This is a genomic window from Serratia sp. 3ACOL1 (genome assembly GCF_003668775.1).
Lineage (GTDB): Bacteria > Pseudomonadota > Gammaproteobacteria > Enterobacterales > Enterobacteriaceae > Chania > Chania fonticola.
This window is the reverse complement of the sequence record NZ_CP033055.1, coordinates 442,026-460,934: the sequence shown is the minus strand read 5'-3', so window position 1 is coordinate 460,934 and position 18,909 is coordinate 442,026. Positions and strand designations below refer to the sequence as shown.

Annotated in this window: 17 protein-coding genes; 10 read left to right on the top strand and 7 right to left on the bottom strand. The window is 55.7% G+C overall.

Annotated elements, in window-relative coordinates:
• Positions 1-133 precede the first annotated feature (133 nt).
• The gene (gene bglX / locus D9980_RS02255) at positions 134-2,431 is read right to left on the bottom strand and encodes a beta-glucosidase BglX (RefSeq protein ID WP_121606267.1); all 2,298 of its coding nucleotides are present in this window, start codon (positions 2,429-2,431) and stop codon (positions 134-136) included.
• A gap of 96 nt (positions 2,432-2,527) precedes the next feature.
• Positions 2,528-3,454 carry a LysR substrate-binding domain-containing protein gene (locus tag D9980_RS02250; protein WP_121606266.1) on the bottom strand — a complete coding sequence of 309 codons (927 nt, stop codon included), beginning with the start codon at positions 3,452-3,454 and terminating at the stop codon, positions 2,528-2,530.
• A gap of 140 nt (positions 3,455-3,594) precedes the next feature.
• On the opposite strand from D9980_RS02250, the gene D9980_RS02245 reads away from it, so the two are divergent.
• Positions 3,595-4,749, top strand: a complete 1,155-nt coding sequence (locus tag D9980_RS02245; RefSeq protein WP_121606265.1) for a pyridoxal phosphate-dependent aminotransferase — start codon at positions 3,595-3,597, stop codon at positions 4,747-4,749.
• Between the two features lie 33 nt (positions 4,750-4,782).
• The gene (locus D9980_RS02240) at positions 4,783-5,565 is read left to right on the top strand and encodes an ABC transporter substrate-binding protein (protein WP_121606264.1); all 783 of its coding nucleotides are present in this window, start codon (positions 4,783-4,785) and stop codon (positions 5,563-5,565) included.
• Between the two features lie 51 nt (positions 5,566-5,616).
• On the opposite strand, the gene ddlA is transcribed toward D9980_RS02240, so the two are convergent.
• Positions 5,617-6,723 carry a D-alanine--D-alanine ligase gene (gene ddlA, locus D9980_RS02235; protein WP_121606263.1) on the bottom strand — a complete coding sequence of 369 codons (1,107 nt, stop codon included), beginning with the start codon at positions 6,721-6,723 and terminating at the stop codon, positions 5,617-5,619.
• A 171-nt stretch (positions 6,724-6,894) separates the two neighbouring features.
• Here ddlA and D9980_RS02230 point away from each other — a divergent pair, with 171 nt between their 5' ends.
• The 4 genes from D9980_RS02230 (at position 6,895) to D9980_RS02215 (ending at position 11,239) form a co-directional block, all read left to right on the top strand.
• Positions 6,895-7,098 carry a ParD-like family protein gene (locus D9980_RS02230; RefSeq protein WP_024527427.1) on the top strand — a complete coding sequence of 68 codons (204 nt, stop codon included), beginning with the start codon at positions 6,895-6,897 and terminating at the stop codon, positions 7,096-7,098.
• Positions 7,095-7,889 carry a type I methionyl aminopeptidase gene (map, locus tag D9980_RS02225; RefSeq protein WP_121606262.1) on the top strand — a complete coding sequence of 265 codons (795 nt, stop codon included), beginning with the start codon at positions 7,095-7,097 and terminating at the stop codon, positions 7,887-7,889. The genes D9980_RS02230 and map overlap by 4 nt, the downstream gene beginning before the upstream one ends.
• Before the next feature lie 43 nt (positions 7,890-7,932).
• On the top strand, positions 7,933-9,630 hold the full coding sequence (dld, locus tag D9980_RS02220; protein ID WP_121608929.1) for a D-lactate dehydrogenase: 1,698 nt from the start codon (positions 7,933-7,935) through the stop codon (positions 9,628-9,630).
• A gap of 235 nt (positions 9,631-9,865) precedes the next feature.
• Positions 9,866-11,239: an NAD-dependent succinate-semialdehyde dehydrogenase gene (locus tag D9980_RS02215; protein ID WP_121606261.1), complete on the top strand. Its 1,374-nt coding sequence runs from the start codon at positions 9,866-9,868 to the stop codon at positions 11,237-11,239.
• 82 nt (positions 11,240-11,321) lie between these two features.
• Here the strand turns inward: D9980_RS02215 and D9980_RS02210 are convergent, their stop codons facing one another.
• From D9980_RS02210 to D9980_RS02195, 4 genes are all read right to left on the bottom strand, one after another.
• Positions 11,322-12,500, bottom strand: coding sequence for a MalY/PatB family protein (locus D9980_RS02210; RefSeq protein ID WP_121606260.1), 1,179 nt, complete (start codon positions 12,498-12,500; stop codon positions 11,322-11,324).
• Complete coding sequence (gene nhaC, locus D9980_RS02205) at positions 12,487-13,935, bottom strand: Na+/H+ antiporter NhaC (RefSeq protein ID WP_121606259.1); 1,449 nt, start codon at positions 13,933-13,935, stop codon at positions 12,487-12,489. The genes D9980_RS02210 and nhaC overlap by 14 nt, the downstream gene beginning before the upstream one ends.
• A gap of 142 nt (positions 13,936-14,077) precedes the next feature.
• Entirely contained in the window at positions 14,078-15,082 is a 1,005-nt protein-coding gene (locus tag D9980_RS02200) for a LacI family DNA-binding transcriptional regulator (RefSeq protein WP_121606258.1), read from the bottom strand.
• A 136-nt stretch (positions 15,083-15,218) separates the two neighbouring features.
• The gene (locus tag D9980_RS02195; protein ID WP_121606257.1) at positions 15,219-15,809 is read right to left on the bottom strand and encodes a Yip1 family protein; all 591 of its coding nucleotides are present in this window, start codon (positions 15,807-15,809) and stop codon (positions 15,219-15,221) included.
• Between the two features lie 207 nt (positions 15,810-16,016).
• Here D9980_RS02195 and D9980_RS02190 point away from each other — a divergent pair, with 207 nt between their 5' ends.
• The 4 genes from D9980_RS02190 to D9980_RS02175 all read left to right on the top strand — a co-directional run bounded on the left by D9980_RS02190 (position 16,017) and on the right by D9980_RS02175 (position 18,871).
• Positions 16,017-16,484: an acyltransferase gene (locus tag D9980_RS02190; RefSeq protein ID WP_024485763.1), complete on the top strand. Its 468-nt coding sequence runs from the start codon at positions 16,017-16,019 to the stop codon at positions 16,482-16,484.
• Positions 16,485-17,027, top strand: a complete 543-nt coding sequence (locus tag D9980_RS02185; RefSeq protein WP_121606256.1) for a GNAT family N-acetyltransferase — start codon at positions 16,485-16,487, stop codon at positions 17,025-17,027.
• A gap of 79 nt (positions 17,028-17,106) precedes the next feature.
• On the top strand, positions 17,107-17,940 hold the full coding sequence (locus D9980_RS02180) for a DUF1460 domain-containing protein (RefSeq protein WP_121606255.1): 834 nt from the start codon (positions 17,107-17,109) through the stop codon (positions 17,938-17,940).
• Between the two features lie 118 nt (positions 17,941-18,058).
• Entirely contained in the window at positions 18,059-18,871 is an 813-nt protein-coding gene (locus tag D9980_RS02175) for a MetQ/NlpA family lipoprotein (protein WP_121606254.1), read from the top strand.
• The last annotated feature ends 38 nt before the right edge of the window (positions 18,872-18,909 follow it).

Sequence of the window (18,909 nt, the reverse complement as noted above, 5' to 3'; positions counted from 1 at the left end):
ACACCGAATACGTTAAACGGGCGTAGCATGCGGCGCCCCTACGCCGTCCTGACCACAACACCGTTTCAGCTCCCTCTCCCTATGGGAGAGGGTTGGGGTGAGGGGCAAACAGCGAAAGTAAACGCTCACAAACTTATTTCAGGGTAAAGCTCTGCTGTTGCAGATTGTCCGAATCCAGGCCAACAAACACGTTGAATTTACCCGGCTCCGCGCCCCATTTCAGGCTGGCGTTATAAAACTTCAAATCGTCCTCGGTAATCGGTAATTCCACCCGCTGTTCCTGCCCGGCACGCAACGTCACCTTCTTGAAGTTACGCAGCTCCTTGATCGGGCGGCTGACCGAGGCGGTCACATCCTGCACATACAGCTGTACCACGGTGGCACCGTTATATTTACCGGTGTTTTTCAGCATCACGCTGGCGGTAATTTTGCCGTCGCGCGCCATCTCTGGGCTGGAGAGCTTGAAGTCCGATAGGGCAAACTGGCTATAGCTCAGACCATACCCAAACGGATACAGCGGACCATTCGGCGAATCAAAGTAACGCGAGGTGTACTTGCCCGGGTTTTCCTTGCCGAACGGTCGGCCAGTGTTGAGATGGTTGTAGTAAATCGGGATCTGCCCCACCGAACGTGGGAAGGTCATTGGCAGCTTGCCGGAAGGGTTGTAGTCACCAAACAGCACGTCGGCGATGGCATTCCCACCTTCGGTGCCGCTGTACCAGGTTTCCAGCATCGCATCTGCCTGTTCACTTTCCCAGCTCAAGGCCAACGGACGGCCATTCATCAGCACCAGAACCAGCGGTTTACCGGTGGCTTTCAACGCCGCGATCAGGTCACGCTGGCTTTGTGGAATGGTGATATCCGCCCGGCTGGAGGCTTCATGAGCCATCCCCTGCGCCTCACCCACCACCGCCACCACCACGTCGGCCTGTTTGGCGATCTTCACCGCTTCATCAATCATCTGTTGTGGCGAACGCGTATCAAAGGCCACCGCAGTTTCATACTCGTTCAGATAATCAATAATGCTCTTGTCTTGGGTAATGTTGGCCCCTTTGGCGTACAGGATGCTGGCTTTATCGCCCACCGCATTCTGCAACCCTTCACGCACGGTGATGGACTGCTTCACCACGCCTGCTGCCGACCAGCTCCCCATGATATCGCGCTGGCTGTCGGCCATCGGCCCGATCAACGCAATGGTGCCCTGCTTTTGCAATGGCAACGTCTGCTTGTCATTTTTCAGCAACACCATGGTCTTGCGGGCAATCACGCGGGCTTCCGCACGGTGCAGACGGCTTTCGGCATTGGTATCCTGCGGGTCGGAGCCTACCGGACCGAGGTGGTTATACGGATCTTTAAACAGGCCCATATCATATTTGGTGTTCAGCACGTCACGGCAGGCCCGGTCGATCTCGCTTTCAGCAACCAGACCTTCCTTCACCAGCCCCGGCAAGTATTGGTCGTAATACTCGTCGCTCATGCTCATATCGACGCCGGAGGTGATCGCCAAACGCACCGCATCACGCGCATCCTGAGCCACGCCATGCTTAATCAACTCTTTAATCGCGCCGTGATCGCTGATGGTGATGCCTTTGAAGCCCCACTGGTCACGCAGCAGATCTTTCAGCAGCCATGGGTTGGCCGTCGCCGGTACGCCGTTGATTGAGTTAAGCGAAACCATCACGCCACCGCTGCCAGCATCTACCGCCGCCTTATACGGCGGCAGGTAATCCTGATGCATACGCAACGGGCTCATATCAACGGTGTTGTAGTCACGGCCCCCTTCAACTGCGCCATACAGGGCAAAGTGCTTCACGCTGGCCATCACCGAACCCGGCTTGGACGGATCGCCATTCTGGTAAGCATCTACCATCACTTTGGCAATCTTCGATACCAGCCAGGTATCCTCACCGAATCCTTCAGAGACCCGGCCCCAACGCGGATCGCGGGTAATATCCACCATCGGCGAGAAGGTCATGTTCAGGCCGTCATCACTGGCTTCCTGCGCTGAAACACGCCCGCTCAGGGCAATAGCCTCCAGATCAAAGCTCGCCGCCAGCCCCAGGCTGATCGGGAACACGGTACGCTGGCCGTGGACCACGTCATAAGCAAAAAACAGTGGGATCTTCAGGCGGCTGAGCTGCATGGCTTGATCCTGCATTGCGCGGATATCTGGCCGGGTCACGGTGTTGAAGATCGCCCCGATCTGGCCTTTGCTGATACCATCACGGATGGCCTCTTTCGGGTTATCTGGCCCCACGCTGATCAAACGCAGCTGGCCGATTTTCTCTTCCAGCGTCATCTGCTTCATCAGGTTGGAGACAAAGGCATCACGCTCCTGAGCATAGATCCCTTGGGTCGCACTGCTTTCCTGCGCAAAAACCGGGCTGATAGCCAGGCCGGACAACATACTCACCACACAAAGCCATTTCATAGTTTGATTCTCAGGCACGTCCCCGCCGGCAATGTCGGCCAGGAGGCATTAATAGATGTGAGCACGCAGTTTGCCATACTCTTTTTGTTTGCAGAATCAATTCGTCTGCGTTGTTGTTAGCAGATGATGCAGTCTGCTCCGGCTGGCTTGCGCCTCTGCCCCCAGCCACTCCACCAGCCGGGTTAAAGCCGCAGGCACCACCGCATGTTCGGGGTAAACCAGATAATAGGCGGCACCGCTGACCACGCTGATCGGGAACGGCGTAATAATGCGATTGGCCTGAATATCCTCCTCCAGCAGGCACAGATCGCCGATGGCGATACCACAGCCCTGTAATGCGGCGCTCATCGCCAGATCGAGCGTATCAAAATGCTGTGACTTGGCGGAGGGCAAAGCCGCCTGCCCCGCCGCTTTCAACCATAGCAACCAATCACGGCGATCGCGCGTGGGATGCAGCAAGGTTGTCTCCGCCAGATCGGCAGGTTCTGGTGGCCGAACCTGCTCGGGCAGATAGTTTGGCGTGCAGACCGGCGTCAGGATCTCATCAAACAGATGGTGCACCACCAGCCGTTTGCCCTGAGGTTTGCCAAACACCACCGCCGCATCAAAATGTTCGCTGCCAAAATCCAGCCCGTGCGACACCGACGCGGTCAGTTCGATATGCATCTCTGGCCGTTCATTCTGCAGGCGAATAATACGCGGCAATACCCAGCGCATCGCACAGGTTGGGCATTTGACGCGTAGCGTACCCGGCTGTTCCCCGGCCTTGGCCAGCGCTTGCGCCAATTGCTCTAACGCCAGCTGCACCGGCGCCAACAGCAGCGCGCCCTGTGGCGTTAGCGTTAGCCCACGCGCGCGGCGGCTGAACAGCGGATAACCCAGCTGCTGTTCCAATCCCAGGATCTGGCGGCTGACCGCGCCCTGCGTCAGATGCAGCGCCTGGGCAGCATGGGTGAAATTGAGACGCTCAGCGACCACCACAAAGGTTTTCAGCACGTCGAGCGACGGCAGCGATGTTTGCATAATAAATCCCGATACCTGCATTTATTTTCACTGTCAGCCATGATCTGGCTGCATGGCAAGCATGACGAATTTTCTCTTGTTAGCCCATCCTAACTGATGCTTAATCATTCGACACTCGAATCTTTTGCCAGGAGCCCTCCATGCACAGCGCCTGCTCGCAACGCTCTAAACTGCCGGACGTTGGCACTACCATTTTCACCGTGATTGGCCAACTGAGCGCCGAACATCAAGCTCTGAATCTTTCGCAGGGCGCCCCCAATTTTGCCTGCGATATACAACTGATCGAAGGCGTCGCCCAAGCCATGCGCACAGGTCATAACCAGTACGCTCCCATGAGCGGCGTAGCGGCACTGCGTCATGCACTGGCGGAAAAAGTTGAGCGGCTGTATGGCACCCGCTATGACGCCGACGACGAAATCACGGTGATCGCCAGCGCCAGTGAAGGGTTGTACTCCGCCATCAGCGCGCTGGTGCATCCCGGCGATGAGGTGATCTATTTCGAACCCGCCTTCGACAGCTACGCCCCGATTGTGCGTCTGCAAGGGGCGACCCCGGTTGCCATCAAGCTTTCGCTGCAAGATTTAACCATCGACTGGAATGAGGTGGCGGCGGCAATCAACAGCAAAACCCGCATGATCATCGTCAACAGCCCGCACAACCCTACCGGCAGCGTATTCGATGAACACGATATCGAGCGCCTGACCGCCCTGACCCGCAATACCGATATCGTCATTCTTTCCGATGAAGTATATGAGCACGTGGTCTTCGACGGCGGCATTCACCACAGCATGGCCTGCCATCCCGCTCTGGCAGAGCGCAGCGTGATCGTCTCTTCCTTTGGCAAGACCTATCACGTTACCGGCTGGCGCGTCGGTTACTGCATGGCACCGGCAGCGCTGATGGATGAAATCCGCAAGGTGCACCAATTTATGGTGTTCTCTGCCGATACGCCGATGCAATATGCCTTTGCCACCGCGCTGAATAATCCACAGAGCTACCTGGGGTTGGCGGAGTTTTACCAGCAAAAACGCGACCTGCTGGCAGCCGCGTTGCAAAAATCACGCTTTGAGTTACTGCCCAGCCGTGGCAGCTTCTTTATGCTGGCCCGCTTTAGCGGTTTCAGTAATGAAAGCGACAACGACTTTGCGGTGCGCTTGATCCGCGAAGCCAAGGTGGCAACCATCCCGCTGTCGGCGTTTTACAGCGACGGCACCAATACCGGCATTATCCGGCTTAGTTTCTCGAAAGATAATGACACCCTGCTGGAAGGCGCTCGCCGTCTGTGTCAGGTGTGATCCATTGATTTTTACCATGGGGAAGAAACAGTAATGAAAAAAACACTGAAAACGCTGATCGCGGCGGGATTTTTACTGGCTGCCGGTTCCACACTGGCGGCAGAGAATAGCCTGCGTTTTGGCCTTGAAGCGCTATACCCGCCTTTCGAGTCCAAATCCGCCAGCGGCCAGTTGGAAGGGTTTGATATCGATCTGGGTAACGCCGTGTGCGCCGCCGCACAGGTCAAATGCAGCTGGGTAGAAACCTCGTTCGACAGCCTGATCCCGGCGCTACAGGCCCGCAAATTTGACGTGATTAACTCGGCGATGAACGTCACCGAGCAGCGCAGACAGGCGATTGCGTTTACCGATTCGATTTATCAGGTGCCAAACCGCCTGATTGCCAAGGCCGACAGCGGCCTGAAACCCGATGCCAAATCGCTGGCGGGTAAGCACGTCGGCGTGTTACAGGGTTCCATTCAGGAAAACTATGCCAAGGCACACTGGGCACCGGAAGGGGTTGATGTCGTATCCTATCAGGATCAAAATCAGGTCTATCTGGATCTGACCGCTGGCCGCCTGGATGCCACCTTGATCATGGCCCCTGCCGGGCAGAGCGGTTTCCTGGCACATCCAGATGGCAAAGGCTTCGCATTTGTTGGTGATGCGGTACAGGACGATAAAATCCTGGGTGAAGGCATCGCCTTCGGTCTGCGTAAAGACGACACCGCGACGCTGAAAAAGCTCAACGAAGCCATCGCCAAGGTGAAGCAGCAAGGCACCATTGGCGAACTGTCCAAGAAGTACTTTGGCGATATCGATGTGACGGTGAAATAAACCGTTGTCTTCTGGCACTCTTCAACTCGGAGAGTGCCAGGAAAACACCATTTACTTGCTGTCAAACACCGAGCTGTTCAGCCCGCGATCTTGCTGATGGCGCTCCAGTGCCAACTCAATCAACGCGGTGATCAGCTGGGTATAGCTCACCCCGCTGGCCCCCCAAAGTTTTGGGTACATGCTGATATTGGTGAAACCGGGCAACGTATTAATTTCGTTGATAATCACGTTATTATCCGGCGTCAGGAATACGTCGACGCGCGCCATACCCAAGCAATCCAACGCCTTGAAGGCTTGCAATGCCACTTCGCGGATTTTATCGCTGACGTCCTGATCGATCGCCGCCGGTACCACCACCTGCGCGCCCTGCTCATTAATGTACTTGGTGTCGTAAGAGTAGAACTCATCGCTAAGGATGATTTCGCCACAGACGCTGGCCTGTGGATTATCGTTGCCCAATACCGCGCATTCGATCTCACGGCCAACAATAGCCGACTCCACCAGCACTTTATGGTCGAAACTGAATGCCAGGGCGATAGCCTGCTCGAACTCAGCCTGGTTATGCACCTTGCTGACGCCAACGGAGGAACCCTGATTCGCCGGTTTAACAAACAGCGGTAACCCCAGGCTTTCACTTAACTGCGTAAAACCGTACTTGTTGCGGTTGGAACGCGTCAGCGTGACGAACGGAGCTACTGACAGCCCAGCATCCCGCAGCAGGCGTTTGGTCACGTCTTTGTCCATGCTGACGGCGGAGCCCAACACGCCCGCCCCCACGAACGGCATATTCGCCATGCGCAGCAGCCCTTGCAGCGAACCGTCTTCGCCCAAGGTGCCATGTACGATCGGGAACACCACGTCGAGCTGGCCCAGCGCACCGGCACCGTCGGCTTCAATCAGTTGCTGTTTCTCGTACCCAGGGACCAGCGCCACGTTTTTATTCGAGTGGTTCAGCGCGATCAACGCCGGGTTTTCCGCATTCAGCAGGAAGTTGGAGGCATCGTTAAGGTGCCACTGCCCCTGCTTATCAATGCCCAGCAGCGTGACGTCAAACTTCTCTTTGTCGATGGCATCCAGAATATTTTTTGCCGACTGCAGCGAAACCTCATGCTCCGCCGATTTGCCCCCAAAGATCACCCCAACACGTAGTTTAGTCACGCCCTAAATCCTTCTTAAAAAAGTCATGGCAACAAAGCCGACGATCACAATAAACGCATTGTGCGACCCCGGCAATGACCATTCGGCCTAAAATGCCTGCGCCACAGAATGCCAAACCCACAGCATCCAAAACGTATACACTCCGTATATTGTTCGCTTACGGAGTCTGCTATGGGGATAGTAAAAATCTCGGAGACGCTACATGACGATCTCAGGCTCGCCAGCCTGACCATGTCGCGTTCTATTAACGCACAGGCGGAACACTGGATCAGGATCGGTATGCTGGCAGAGCTGAACCCTGAGCTGACCTATCCGCAACTGGTAAAGAAGATGATGAAAGATAACGCGCTGACGCTGAAGGAGATTGTTGGGTGAAAGATATTGTGATTAAAACGCCGCAGGAAATTGCCATCATGCGCCACTCCGGCGCGCTGCTGGCCAAGGTGTTTGCCATGCTCGATGAGGTGATCTGCGAAGGGATCACCACCATGGAGATCAATGACCTTACCGAAGCCTTTATCGTTAATGAGCTGAAATCACGCCCTGCCAGCAAGGGCCAGTATGATTTCCCCTACGTGCTCAATACCTCGATCGACGAAGTGATCTGCCACGGCATCCCATCGGCCAGCAAAATTTTGCGTTCCGGGATGATCGTCAATGTCGATATCACCTTGGAAAACAATGGATTTATTGCCGATTCCAGCAAGATGTACTGCATCGGTCAAACCACCCCGCTCGCCAAGCGCCTGGTCAACAATGTCTACGAGTCAATGTGGCAAGGCATTCGGGCTGTGAAACCCGGTGCTACGCTAGGTGACATCGGCCACGCCATACAGCAACATGCAGAGCAGGCGGGTTACAGCGTAGTACGGGAATATTGTGGACATGGCATTGGCCGTGAAATGCACGAAGGCCCAGCGGTGCTACACTTCGGCCTGCCAGGCACCGGTACGGTGTTGCAGGAAGGGATGGTGTTTACCATCGAACCGATGATTAACCAGGGCGACCACCGCATCAAGCAGAAGAAAGATGGCTGGACCGTGGTCACCCGCGATAAAAAGCTTTCCGCCCAATGGGAGCACACCGTGGCAGTTACCGCTGACGGCGTGGAGATCCTGACGTTGCGCGCAGAAGAACGTGAGGCGGGATATCAGGAACGCTATTAAACATTAAACCCCGTTGCAGCCAGGCGGGGACATGGAGATGGGCATGACGCAGGCATTTATCACTCAGTTGAAGAATATCGTTGGCAACGCGCAAGTGCTGACCGGCGAGCGTAGCACTGAACGTTATCGCAAAGGTTTCCGCTCCGGCGGTGGCAAGGCATTGGCCGTAGTGTTCCCTACCCGTCTGCTGCAACTGTGGCAGATCCTGCAAGCCTGCGTCGCCGCCGATAAGATTGTCATTATGCAGGCAGCCAACACCGGCTTGACCGAAGGCTCTACCCCCAGCGGCCAGGATTATGACCGTGAGATTGTCATTGTCAGTACCCTGCGGCTCGATCATATTCAGGTGTTGGATAACGGCAAGCAGGTAGTCGGCTTCCCCGGCAGCACGCTCAATAAGCTGGAAAGGCTGTTGAAACCTTATGGCCGTGAACCACATTCGGTGATCGGCTCTTCGTGCATTGGTGCTTCGGTGATCGGTGGCATATGCAACAACTCCGGGGGGGCGCTGGTCAAACGCGGCCCGGCCTATACCGAAATGGCGCTGTACGCCAAGCTGGACGCCGATGGTCAGTTACGGTTGGTCAATCATCTGGGGATTAACCTGGGCGATACGCCGGAAGAGATCCTTACGCGGTTGGAAAAGGGCGATTACCGACCAACCGATGTTGAACATGGCGAGCTGCGCGCTTCGGACAACGAATACGCCAGCCGGGTGCGCGATGTCGATGCCGATACCCCGTCCCGCTTTAACGCCGATAAACGCCGCCTGTTCGAGGCTTCCGGCTGTGCCGGTAAGCTGGCGGTGTTTGCGGTACGTCTGGACACCTTTGCCAAAGAAGATAAAGAGCAGGTGTTCTATATCGGCACCAACGACACCGCAGTATTGACCGAGCTGCGCCGCCACATGCTGAGCCAGTTTGAAAATCTGCCGGTGGCCGGGGAATATATGCACCGCGATATTTTCGATATCGCCGAGGTGTATGGCAAAGACACCTTTATGATGATCGACAAGCTGGGCACCGACCAAATCCCGCGCTTCTTCACCCTAAAGGGCCGGGTGGATGCCACACTGAACAAACTGCCACTGATACCGCACAACCTCACCGATAACCTGATGCAGAAGTTGAGCAAGCTGGCCCCTAACCATCTGCCGCCGCGCATGAAAGAATATCGCCAACGCTTTGAACACCACCTGCTGCTGAAAATGGCCGGGCCGGGTGTGGCAGAGGCCGAACAGTATCTGAAAAGCTACTTTGCCCAGGCCGAAGGTGACTTTTTCGTCTGTACGCCTGAAGAAGGCAAGAAAGCGTTTCTGCACCGCTTTGCCGCAGCAGGCGCCGCCGTGCGCTATCACGCGGTACATGCCGATCAGGTCGAGGACATTCTGGCGCTGGATATCGCCCTGCGCCGCAACGATACCGAGTGGTTTGAAACCCTGCCGCCGGAGATCGACAACCAGTTGGTGCACAAGCTGTATTACGGCCACTTTATGTGCCACGTGTTCCACCAGGATTATGTGGTGAAAAAAGGCGCGGACAGCCATGCGCTGAAAGAACAGATGTTGGCGATCCTCAATCAGCGTGGTGCGGAGTATCCGGCCGAGCACAATGTCGGCCATCTGTATCATGCCAAGCCGGATTTGCAGGCGTTCTATCAGGATGCCGATCCCACCAACAGTTTTAATCCCGGCATTGGCAAAACCAGCAAGCAAAAACACTGGGGTAATAACATTCAGTAACATTTTATTCTACCCCCCTCACCCCAACCCTCTCCCACAGGGAGAGGGAGCTGGTAGAGCTTGCCCTTTTGGGAGCAAAGGCTCATCTCAGCACAACTCGTATTAAGCCTCTGCATGCGGGGCACTGGCGCACGATCGCCCTTTATGCACCTCCTTCGCAGCCCTGTCGTCTAGACTTAATGTTCTGAATAAGGCGTCTGTCAGGCGTCAACATGAGCGACGAAAGGAGCACTTCATGCCATACCAGACAGTAAACCCCTTTAACAATCAGCTGATTAAAGAATATACCCCGCATAACGACGATCAGGTGGAGCTGGCGCTGGCCCAAGCCGATGCGCTGTATCACTCCGACTGGTCCAAGGGTGAAATCATCCAGCGCTTACCCGTGTTGCATAAGCTGGCCGATCTGATGGAGAGCCGGGTAGAGGAACTGGCGAACATTGCCAGCGTTGAGATGGGTAAGCTGATCGAGCAAAGCCGTGGCGAAGTAAAACTGTGTGCCCAGATAGCCCGTTACTACGCCAATAATGCGCAAAAATTCCTGGCCCCGGTAAGCTATGAGTCCAGCCTGGGTGAGGCCTGGGTCGAGCATCATCCCATCGGGGTGTTGATGGCGGTCGAGCCTTGGAACTTTCCTTTCTACCAACTGATGCGCGTACTCGCCCCTAACCTGGCGGCCGGTAACCCGGTAGTGGTCAAGCATGCCAGCATCGTGCCGCACTGCGCCGAAGCGTTCGAGAAGCTGGTGCATGAGGCTGGAGCGCCCAAAGGGGCCTATACCAACCTGTATATTTCCCAGGATCAGGTGGCCAGCATCATCGCCGACGATCGGGTGCAAGGTGTGGCGCTGACCGGTTCTGAAAAAGCAGGCAGCATCGTGGCAGCTCAGGCGGCCAAGAAGCTGAAAAAGGCCACGCTGGAACTGGGGGGTAACGACGTTTTCGTCGTGCTCGACGATTGCGATCTTGAGAAGGCTGTCAAAGTGGGTGCAGAGGCACGGCTCAACAATGCCGGGCAGGTCTGTACCGCCGCCAAGCGTTTTATCGTGCAGGAGAAAGTGGCGAAGGCCTTCCTGCAACAGCTCACCGAGCATTTCAAAAATGTGAAAATGGGCGATCCGCTGGATGAAACCACCACTTTAGGGCCGCTATCCTCCAAGTCGGCCCTGGAAGGGCTGATCGAGCAGGTCAATGACGCGGTGAAACAAGGAGCCAAACTACACCTGGGCGGCAAGGCGTTACAGCACGAAGGCAACTTCTTTGAACCCACCATCCTCACGCATATCAGCCGCGATAATCCGGCCTATTTCACCGAGTTCTTCGGCCCGGTGGCGCAGGTCTATGTGGTGAGCGATGACGAGGAGATCGTCAAACTGGCCAATGACTCCCACTACGGGCTAGGCGGGGCCATCTTCAGTACTGATATTGAACGAGCCAAAAAGCTGGCCTCACGCATTGAAACCGGCATGGTGTATATCAACTCCTTGACCGATACCGCACCTGAGCTGCCGTTTGGTGGTGTGAAACGTTCCGGCTTTGGCCGTGAACTGTCAGATCTGGGGATTAAGGAGTTTGTGAACCAGAAACTGGTGGTGGTTAGCCATAGCTAAAAGCGGGCGCAGCATGCTGCGCCCCTACAACATGGCGAGTGGGTTAACCGTAGGGGCGCTGCATGCTGCGCCCACTATAAACTCAATCGGTTAGTTTGGCTAAACCAGCGACGGCCATTTCAAGATAGGCGCGCGGGCAGCCGAGATTGATGCGGATAAAACCCTGCCCCTGCTCGCCAAATCCGCAGCCCATCGAAGGCGCAATCTTGGCCTGTTGGCGCATGGCTAGCTGCAAAGCTTCATCATCCAACCCCAACGCACGGCAATCCAGCCAGGCCAGATAAGTGCCTTGTGCTGACATCATCCGGCACAAGGGAGCCGCCTGCTCCAGCGCCTGTGCAAACCAGCGCCGGTTCTCGGCCAAATAAGCCAACAAGGCATCAAGCCACGGGCCGCCCTGCTGGTAAGCCGCCGTCGCCGCCGTCATGGCAAGCGCGTTGAAAACGTCTAGCCCGTGCGCATTGAGCCGTTCGACAAATTGCTCACGCAGCGCCGTATTCGGGATCAGGAAATTGGAGATGCGTAGCGACGACAACCCAAAGGTTTTACTGGCAGAGGTGGCCACAATCACCCTATCGTGCCACTGCGGCCCCAGGTGTAACACTGAGGTAAAGTGCTCATCTGGCAGGATCAAATCCGCCCAGATCTCATCAGAGATCACCGTCACCCCGTGTTGCTGGCATAGCGTCAGCAATTGCGTCAGCTCCTGCCGGTTCCAGCAGCGGCCGGTTGGGTTATGCGGATTGCACAACACCAGCAACGGCGGCTTCTCCCGCTGCAACAGCTCGGCCAACTGGGTAAAGTCAAAGCGATACTCCCCTTCCCGCTCCTGCAGTGGGTTCTCTAGTACCCGCCGACCATTGAGGGTGATCACCTTCTTAAAGGAGCCATAATAAGGCCCCTGCACCACGACACCCTCACCGGGTTGGCTGAGCATCTGGATCAGCAGCGCAATCCCCGGCACAACCCCTTCGATCGAGGTAAACCATTGCCGTTCCAGCAGAAGTTGGTGGCGTTGGGCAAACCACTCAATCGCAGCCCGGTAGTAATCCTCATCGCGTTCGCTATAGCCAAATACGCCATGATCGACACGCGTATGCAGCGCCTGCTGCACTGCAGGCGGGCAAGGAAAGTCAAAGTCTGATACCCACATCGGCAACAGGTCGGTTTCATGCAATTGCAGATAATGCCCCATGAAATCCCATTTTACCGAGCTGGTATGGTGGCGATCGACTACCTGGTTGAAATCAGGCTGTTTCATTTGGCATCTCCTGTTGTTGAGCCTCTGGCGTCACTCTGGCGATGCCAAAACCGGTAAAACCGTAAATCAAAGCGAAGAAAACCGCCGCGTAACACTGCACCGCCCAAGGCAGCAGATCCAGCGTGTTAACTCCCAACGTTGTCGCCATGTAAACACCGGCCGCCGTCCAGGGAATGAGGGGTTCAATCACCGTACCGGCATCTTCGATGGTGCGCGACAGGTTGGTGTTGTCCAAGCCCATGCGGCGATAGGCGTCCTTATACAGCTCTGCCGGAATGAGCAGCGCCAGCTTGCCATCGCTGGTCGCTCCGGTGACCAGGATGGTAGTCCCGACCGTGGCGGCAATCAGTTGGCCCGTGGTATGCACTACTTTCAGCAACCGGTTGATAATCACCGTCAGCGCACCGGTCAAGGTCAGTGCACCAGCAAACGAGAAGGCACACAGTACCAGCAGGATGGTGCTCATCATTGAGAACATGCCACCCCGGTTAAGCAAGCGCGGAACATCGGCGATCACGCCGCTGATGTCATGCCCGCGTTCAGCAAACATCGATAGGTTAAAGCCGTCCATCAGCGCGTTCAGACCCTGTTTCAGGCTAAAGCCCTGCATCACCACGGCGAGGCCGATCGCTAGCACACAGGCCGCCAGCATGACCGGGATCACCGGCCGTTTGGTCACCGCTCCCCACAGCACCAGCACCGGTGGCAGGATCAGCAACAGGTTGAAATGGTATAGGCTTTCCAACCCAATAATGATGTCAGTGACCCGCTGTGGCGTAGCAACCGTTCCCACCACGCTGCTATGACCGGCGATCAGGTAAACGGTGGCTGCCAGCACAAAGCTGGGCAGTGTGGTGTACATCAGGTGTTTGATATGCGCATAGAGATCGGTTTCGGCCACGATAGCGGCAAAGTTGGTCGAATCCGACAGTGGAGAGATTTTATCGCCGAAATAGGCACCGGAAACCACCGCGCCCGCCGCCGCCGCCAACGGCACATCCAGCCCCGCGGCAACGCCCATCAGTGCTACACCGACGGTACCCGCAGACCCCCATGAGGTGCCGGTACAGACGGAAATCACGCTGGTGAGGAAGAAGGCTGCGATCAGAATATATTGCGGACTGATCACTTTCAGCCCCCAGTACACCATGTAAGGAATAGTGCCGCTGATCATCCAGGTGCCAATCAGACCGCCGACGCAGATCAGGATCATGATCACCGGCATGGCCTTCGCCAGTTTGCTGACGATCGAGTTGATAATGTCATCCCAGCTATAGCCCTGCCACAGTGCCAGCCCGGCAGCAACGGCCGCTGAAAGCAGTAACAGCGGTTCAATACGTAATTCCCATACCCCATAGCCGACGATCAACAGCGTCAGCATGGCAACGATTGGCAGCAAAGCCAGCCAAAGGTTGAGCGTTTTTTTACCATCCATAGGTCACCCCGAGTTGTTATTGATGTGCCGCTAGCGTAGTGAATCCTGATTTACCGGGGTGTGAGCTAGCGCCTCAAGCCATGTAACCGCTTTCATGGCGGGTAACTTTGCGATGTAGATCTCAGAACAACCTCTGGACAAGCTATTCCTGCCAGCGAGTGACCGAGTCACGCAGCACCAGTTCAGCGCTAAACATGTTATTTTGCGGCGGTAACCCTTGCTGTTGCTGACTCAACAGCGCCAGCTTGGCTGCCCGTTTGGCCATACGCTCGATGGGATAATGCAGAGTGCTTAACGCCGGATAGAGATAACGCGCCAGCACCACATCATCAAAGCCGATAATCGACAGTTGCTCCGGCAAGGGGATTTGCCTCTGGTGCAAGGCTCGCATCATGCCGGCGGCCATCACGTCATTAAACGTCACTGCGGCCGTAAAGTGATGACGGCTGGAAAGTATCTGCTCTGCGGCCAATTCTCCCCCCTCTTCATCAAAGGACACGCTGATCACCCATTCCCCCGGAACGTCGATCCCCGCCTGTGCCATCGCATTGCGATAGCCCTGTAAACGCTGCTTGCGATCGTCGATGGGTAAATCGGCGGTCACACAGGCAATGCGCCGATGCCCCTGTTGCAGCAAATATTCGGTCGAGGCCTGAGCCGCACTGACGTTATCCAACCACACGCAACGGTTCGCAATGGCAGGAAAGTAGCGATTGATAATCACTAAACCGGGGGTATGAGCAGCATAGCGCAGTACATCGGCATCGCTCATGCGGGTGACGTGGGCGACAATCGCCTCACAGCCCTGATTAATCAGAAAATCCAACCCGGCCTTTTCGCGCTCCGCCTGGTGCCCACCGCTGCACACCATCAGCTTGGCCCCTTCTTTGCGGGTCACCTCTTCCACCCCACGCGCTAGGCGCGAGAAAAAGGGATCGGCCAGATTGCCGGTCAGCAATCCCAGCATGTTGCCACTGCGTTTGGCTAACGCCAGCGCCGCCGCGTTGCGGTGGTAATTGAACTCGCGCATCGCTTTTTCGACACGCTCGCGGGTAACCGGCTCAACATAGGCGGTATTGTTAATCACCCGAGAGACCGTCGCAGCGGAAACCCCGGCTCGCTGCGCCACCTCTTTCATTGTCGCCATCAATTATTCCAGTCGGTATCATTTAATAAGTTGATAATAAGCAAGCGGGAACAACAAATCCAGATGGGCGAGTTCAGCTCCTTTAAACAAAAGCCCCCCATACCACAGGGTATGAGGGGCAACAATCACGCTAACTTCAGAATAACCAGGAACCGTACCCCCACAGCAGTACTGTCAGCCCAAGTAGCAGCTCAAGCAACAGAATGCCCATAGCCAATGTCGAGCTGGAGAAGATAAACCCTTCTTTACGATCGATATTCAGGAAATGCGGAATGCCGAGATACAGCAGATAGCCCGAATAAGCCAGGCCGATAATCCCGACGAACAGGCACAGCCAAACCACCGGGTACAGCGCCACTAATCCGCTGAGGAACATCGGAGTCGCCACATAACCCGCAAAGACCATACACAGATGCAGGCTTGGCCGTGACTCATAACGCCGCGCCATCCAGTGGATCACCTTGCCCATGATCGCCACGCCAGCCAGCATCAACAGATAAAACGCCACGGCGGTGTAGAAAGCGGTGAACATATCCAGGCGGATTGCCTGCCCTTGACCAGAGAGCCAGCCCAACTGCGTGGTACCGATAAACGCGCTGACCACCGGTATTAACGCCATTAGCAGCACGTGGTGGGTATACAGGTGCGAGACAGATTCATTCTCGCTTTTGATCTGTTTCAACTCGACGTTGGGATGGGCCAGCAGACCCCAGACATGATTGACCATGAGACACCTCCTCATTTCGCCGCCAACCGCGATCGGCGAACGGAAAACACACCACTGGCGGTTCAGACACCGCGCAAGGGTTGCGGCTATCAGGCTCTCTGCCCTGTATCAATTATAGTCTTTGGTTGAAAAAACGTACGCTGTCAGCGGCCTGTGGGTTACTCTGCACTATAATCAATATGTTGCGTTACTTGATGGAGGGAGACCATGACAACCAAGATCCGCACCCGCCAAAGCGGGATTAATAACGTGCAGGCCGGGCAGAACGTGATGGTGATCGAGCCCAGCAACCTGTATGGCTGCCAGTTGGGGGACGACGTGTTTGTCGGCCCGTTTGTCGAGATCCAGAAGAACGTCTGCGTGGGCGCGCGCAGCAAGATCCAGTCGCATAGCTTTATCTGTGAATACGTGACCTTGGGCGAAGATTGCTTTATTGGCCACGGCGTGATGTTTGCCAACGATCTGTTCAAAGGGGGCACCCCAAATGCCGACCCGGCAAGCTGGGGGCACACTCGGCTCGGCAACCGGGTTTCTGTAGGTTCTGGCGCCACCATACTGGCCGTGGAAATCTGCGATGACGTGGTGATTGGTGCTGGTGCAGTAGTCAGCAAGAGCATCACCCGCAAAGGCATTTATGCGGGCAACCCCGCCAGGCTGCTAAGGGAGCTGGAATAATTGCATCAGGCGATCGGCATCGAAATCATCAGCGAACTCCCCTTCGGTTACCTGGAATACGGTGATTTTTCCTTTGCCGTCTCCTGTTACGCCCAGCCCTGTTTTGATAAGCCGGTCGAGCTGTGGCCGACCCAGCCGGTGGCTCCTTTCAATAAAGTCTACCCGCTGGCCCCGTTCCTCAATGACGATGGGGAGACCTTCCTCGCTCGTTACCAAGGGGAAGCCGTAGGGCATATCACACTCAGCAAAAACTGGAACGACTATACGCTGATCGAGGAGATTGCCGTTAGCCGCCACGCTCGCCGCCAAGGCATAGCCACGGCGCTATTGGATGCCGCACGTCATTGGGCACGGGAGCAGGACACCGCCGGGCTGATGCTGGAAACCCAAAACAATAATCTGACTGCCTGCAACTGCTATCAGCGTTATGGCTTTGTGCTCGGTGGCATCGATCATTTACTCTATCGTGGCCAACCGGACATTGCCGATCATGAGATCGCGCTGTTCTGGTATCTGCCGTTCAATAATGAAGTGGGCTATTGATTTACCGCTTTTTGGGTGACGCTGGGTTTACCTTGCGCACGCCATACTGGCCAAACCAATGATCGCTTGGGAGAGAGTGATGCGTGGCTTGGCCCTGATAATATTGTGTACGACGCTGATGGGTTGCAGCGGTAAACAACCGGCCAAAATCCCGGTAGAATCACTACCGCAACAGGTGAAACCTCTGACAATGGCGATAGTAATGGACGATTATACAGTAAACAAACTGCAGGCAGCGCTGGCTCTGCATGCGGCGGTGCCGGATATTGATAAAGGGCGGGCCATCGAGCTGCTCTCACAGACTTTCCTGGAAACCCCTTACGTAGCCAACCGGCTGATCGGTTCCGCCACCACTGCGGAACAATTGGTGATCGATTTCCGTGGGGTGGATTGCTTTACCTATCTGGATTACGTGCAGGCGCTCAGAACCGCCACCAGCGAAAACGAATTCGTCGAAAATGTGATTCAGACGCGCTATATCAATGGTGACGTCAGTTTCCAGCAGCGCAAGCATTTCTTCACCGACTGGGCGCACACCCGCCAGATCCTTGCCGACGACGTCACCGCACAACTCAGCCCGCATGCCGTCACCGTGGTCAAACAGCTCAACCGCAAAGCGGATGGCGAACTCTATCTGCCCGGCATCGCGGTCACCGAGCGCAGCGTGACCTATATCCCCAGCGAATTTATTGATGAGCAGGTGATTAGCCAATTACAGACCGGCGACTATATCGGCATCTATACCAAGCTGGCAGGGCTGGACGTTACCCATACCGGCTTCTTTATCATGACCCAAAATGGGCCGGTGCTGCGCCATGCTTCCTCACGCCCGGAAAACCACAAAGTGATGGACTCGGCGTTTGCCAGCTATGTGCTGAATACGCCGGGCATCGTGGTGTTACGGCCGCGCTGATCGCCGCGTTATGAGCTATAAGAAATTGTGCTTAACCAGGATTTGACTTGGCTACGGCCATAGGTTTAGCTGTTGGCACAACACTGACCGATCTTATTGTTTTTACAGGGAGTCACTCATGGCAATTGTTTGGCGCTGCACCGCCTTGGCCGCAGCATTAGCAGCAACGTTGTTATTACAAGGGTGCGATCAGAAGGTCGATCAAAACCATATCAAGGTTGGCGTCATTAACGGCGCCGAGCAGGACGTAGCAGAAGTCGCCAAGCGGGTGGCCAAAGAGAAATATGGCCTGGACGTGGAGCTGATTGGCTTTAGCGGTTCGTTGCTGCCCAATGATGCCACCGACAAAGGCGAACTGGATGCCAACGTATTCCAGCACCGCCCCTTCCTGGAACAGCAAAATAAAGATCACGGCTACAAACTGGTGGTGGTAGGCAATACCTTTGTGTTCCCCATGGCTGGCTATTCGAAAAAGATCAAATCGCTGTCAGAGTTGCAGGACGGCGCGGTAATTGCTATCCCGAACGATCCCACCAACCTGGGCCGCGCCCTGTTGCTGTTGAAAAAGGTTGGGCTGATCGAACTCAAGCAGGGCAAAGGCCTACTGCCAACCTCGCTGGATATCAGTGCCAACCCGCACAACTACCAGATTATGGAACTGGAAGGTGCGCAACTGCCCCAGGTATTGGACGATCCTAAAGTCGCGGTGGCAGTGATCAGCACCACCTACATCAACCAGATTGGCCTGACGCCGACCAAAGACGGAATTTTTATCGAGGATAAAGATTCGCCGTACACCAATATCGTGGTGGCGCGCGAAGATAATAAAGATGCGCAAAACGTGCAGAACTTCGTGAAAGCCTACGAGTCCGATGAAGTCGCCAAAGCGGCAGAGAAGATCTTCAACGGCGGTGCCGTCAAAGGCTGGTAACTTCCCCGCGATCTTGTTGCAGGTGCCGGTTGTTGGTG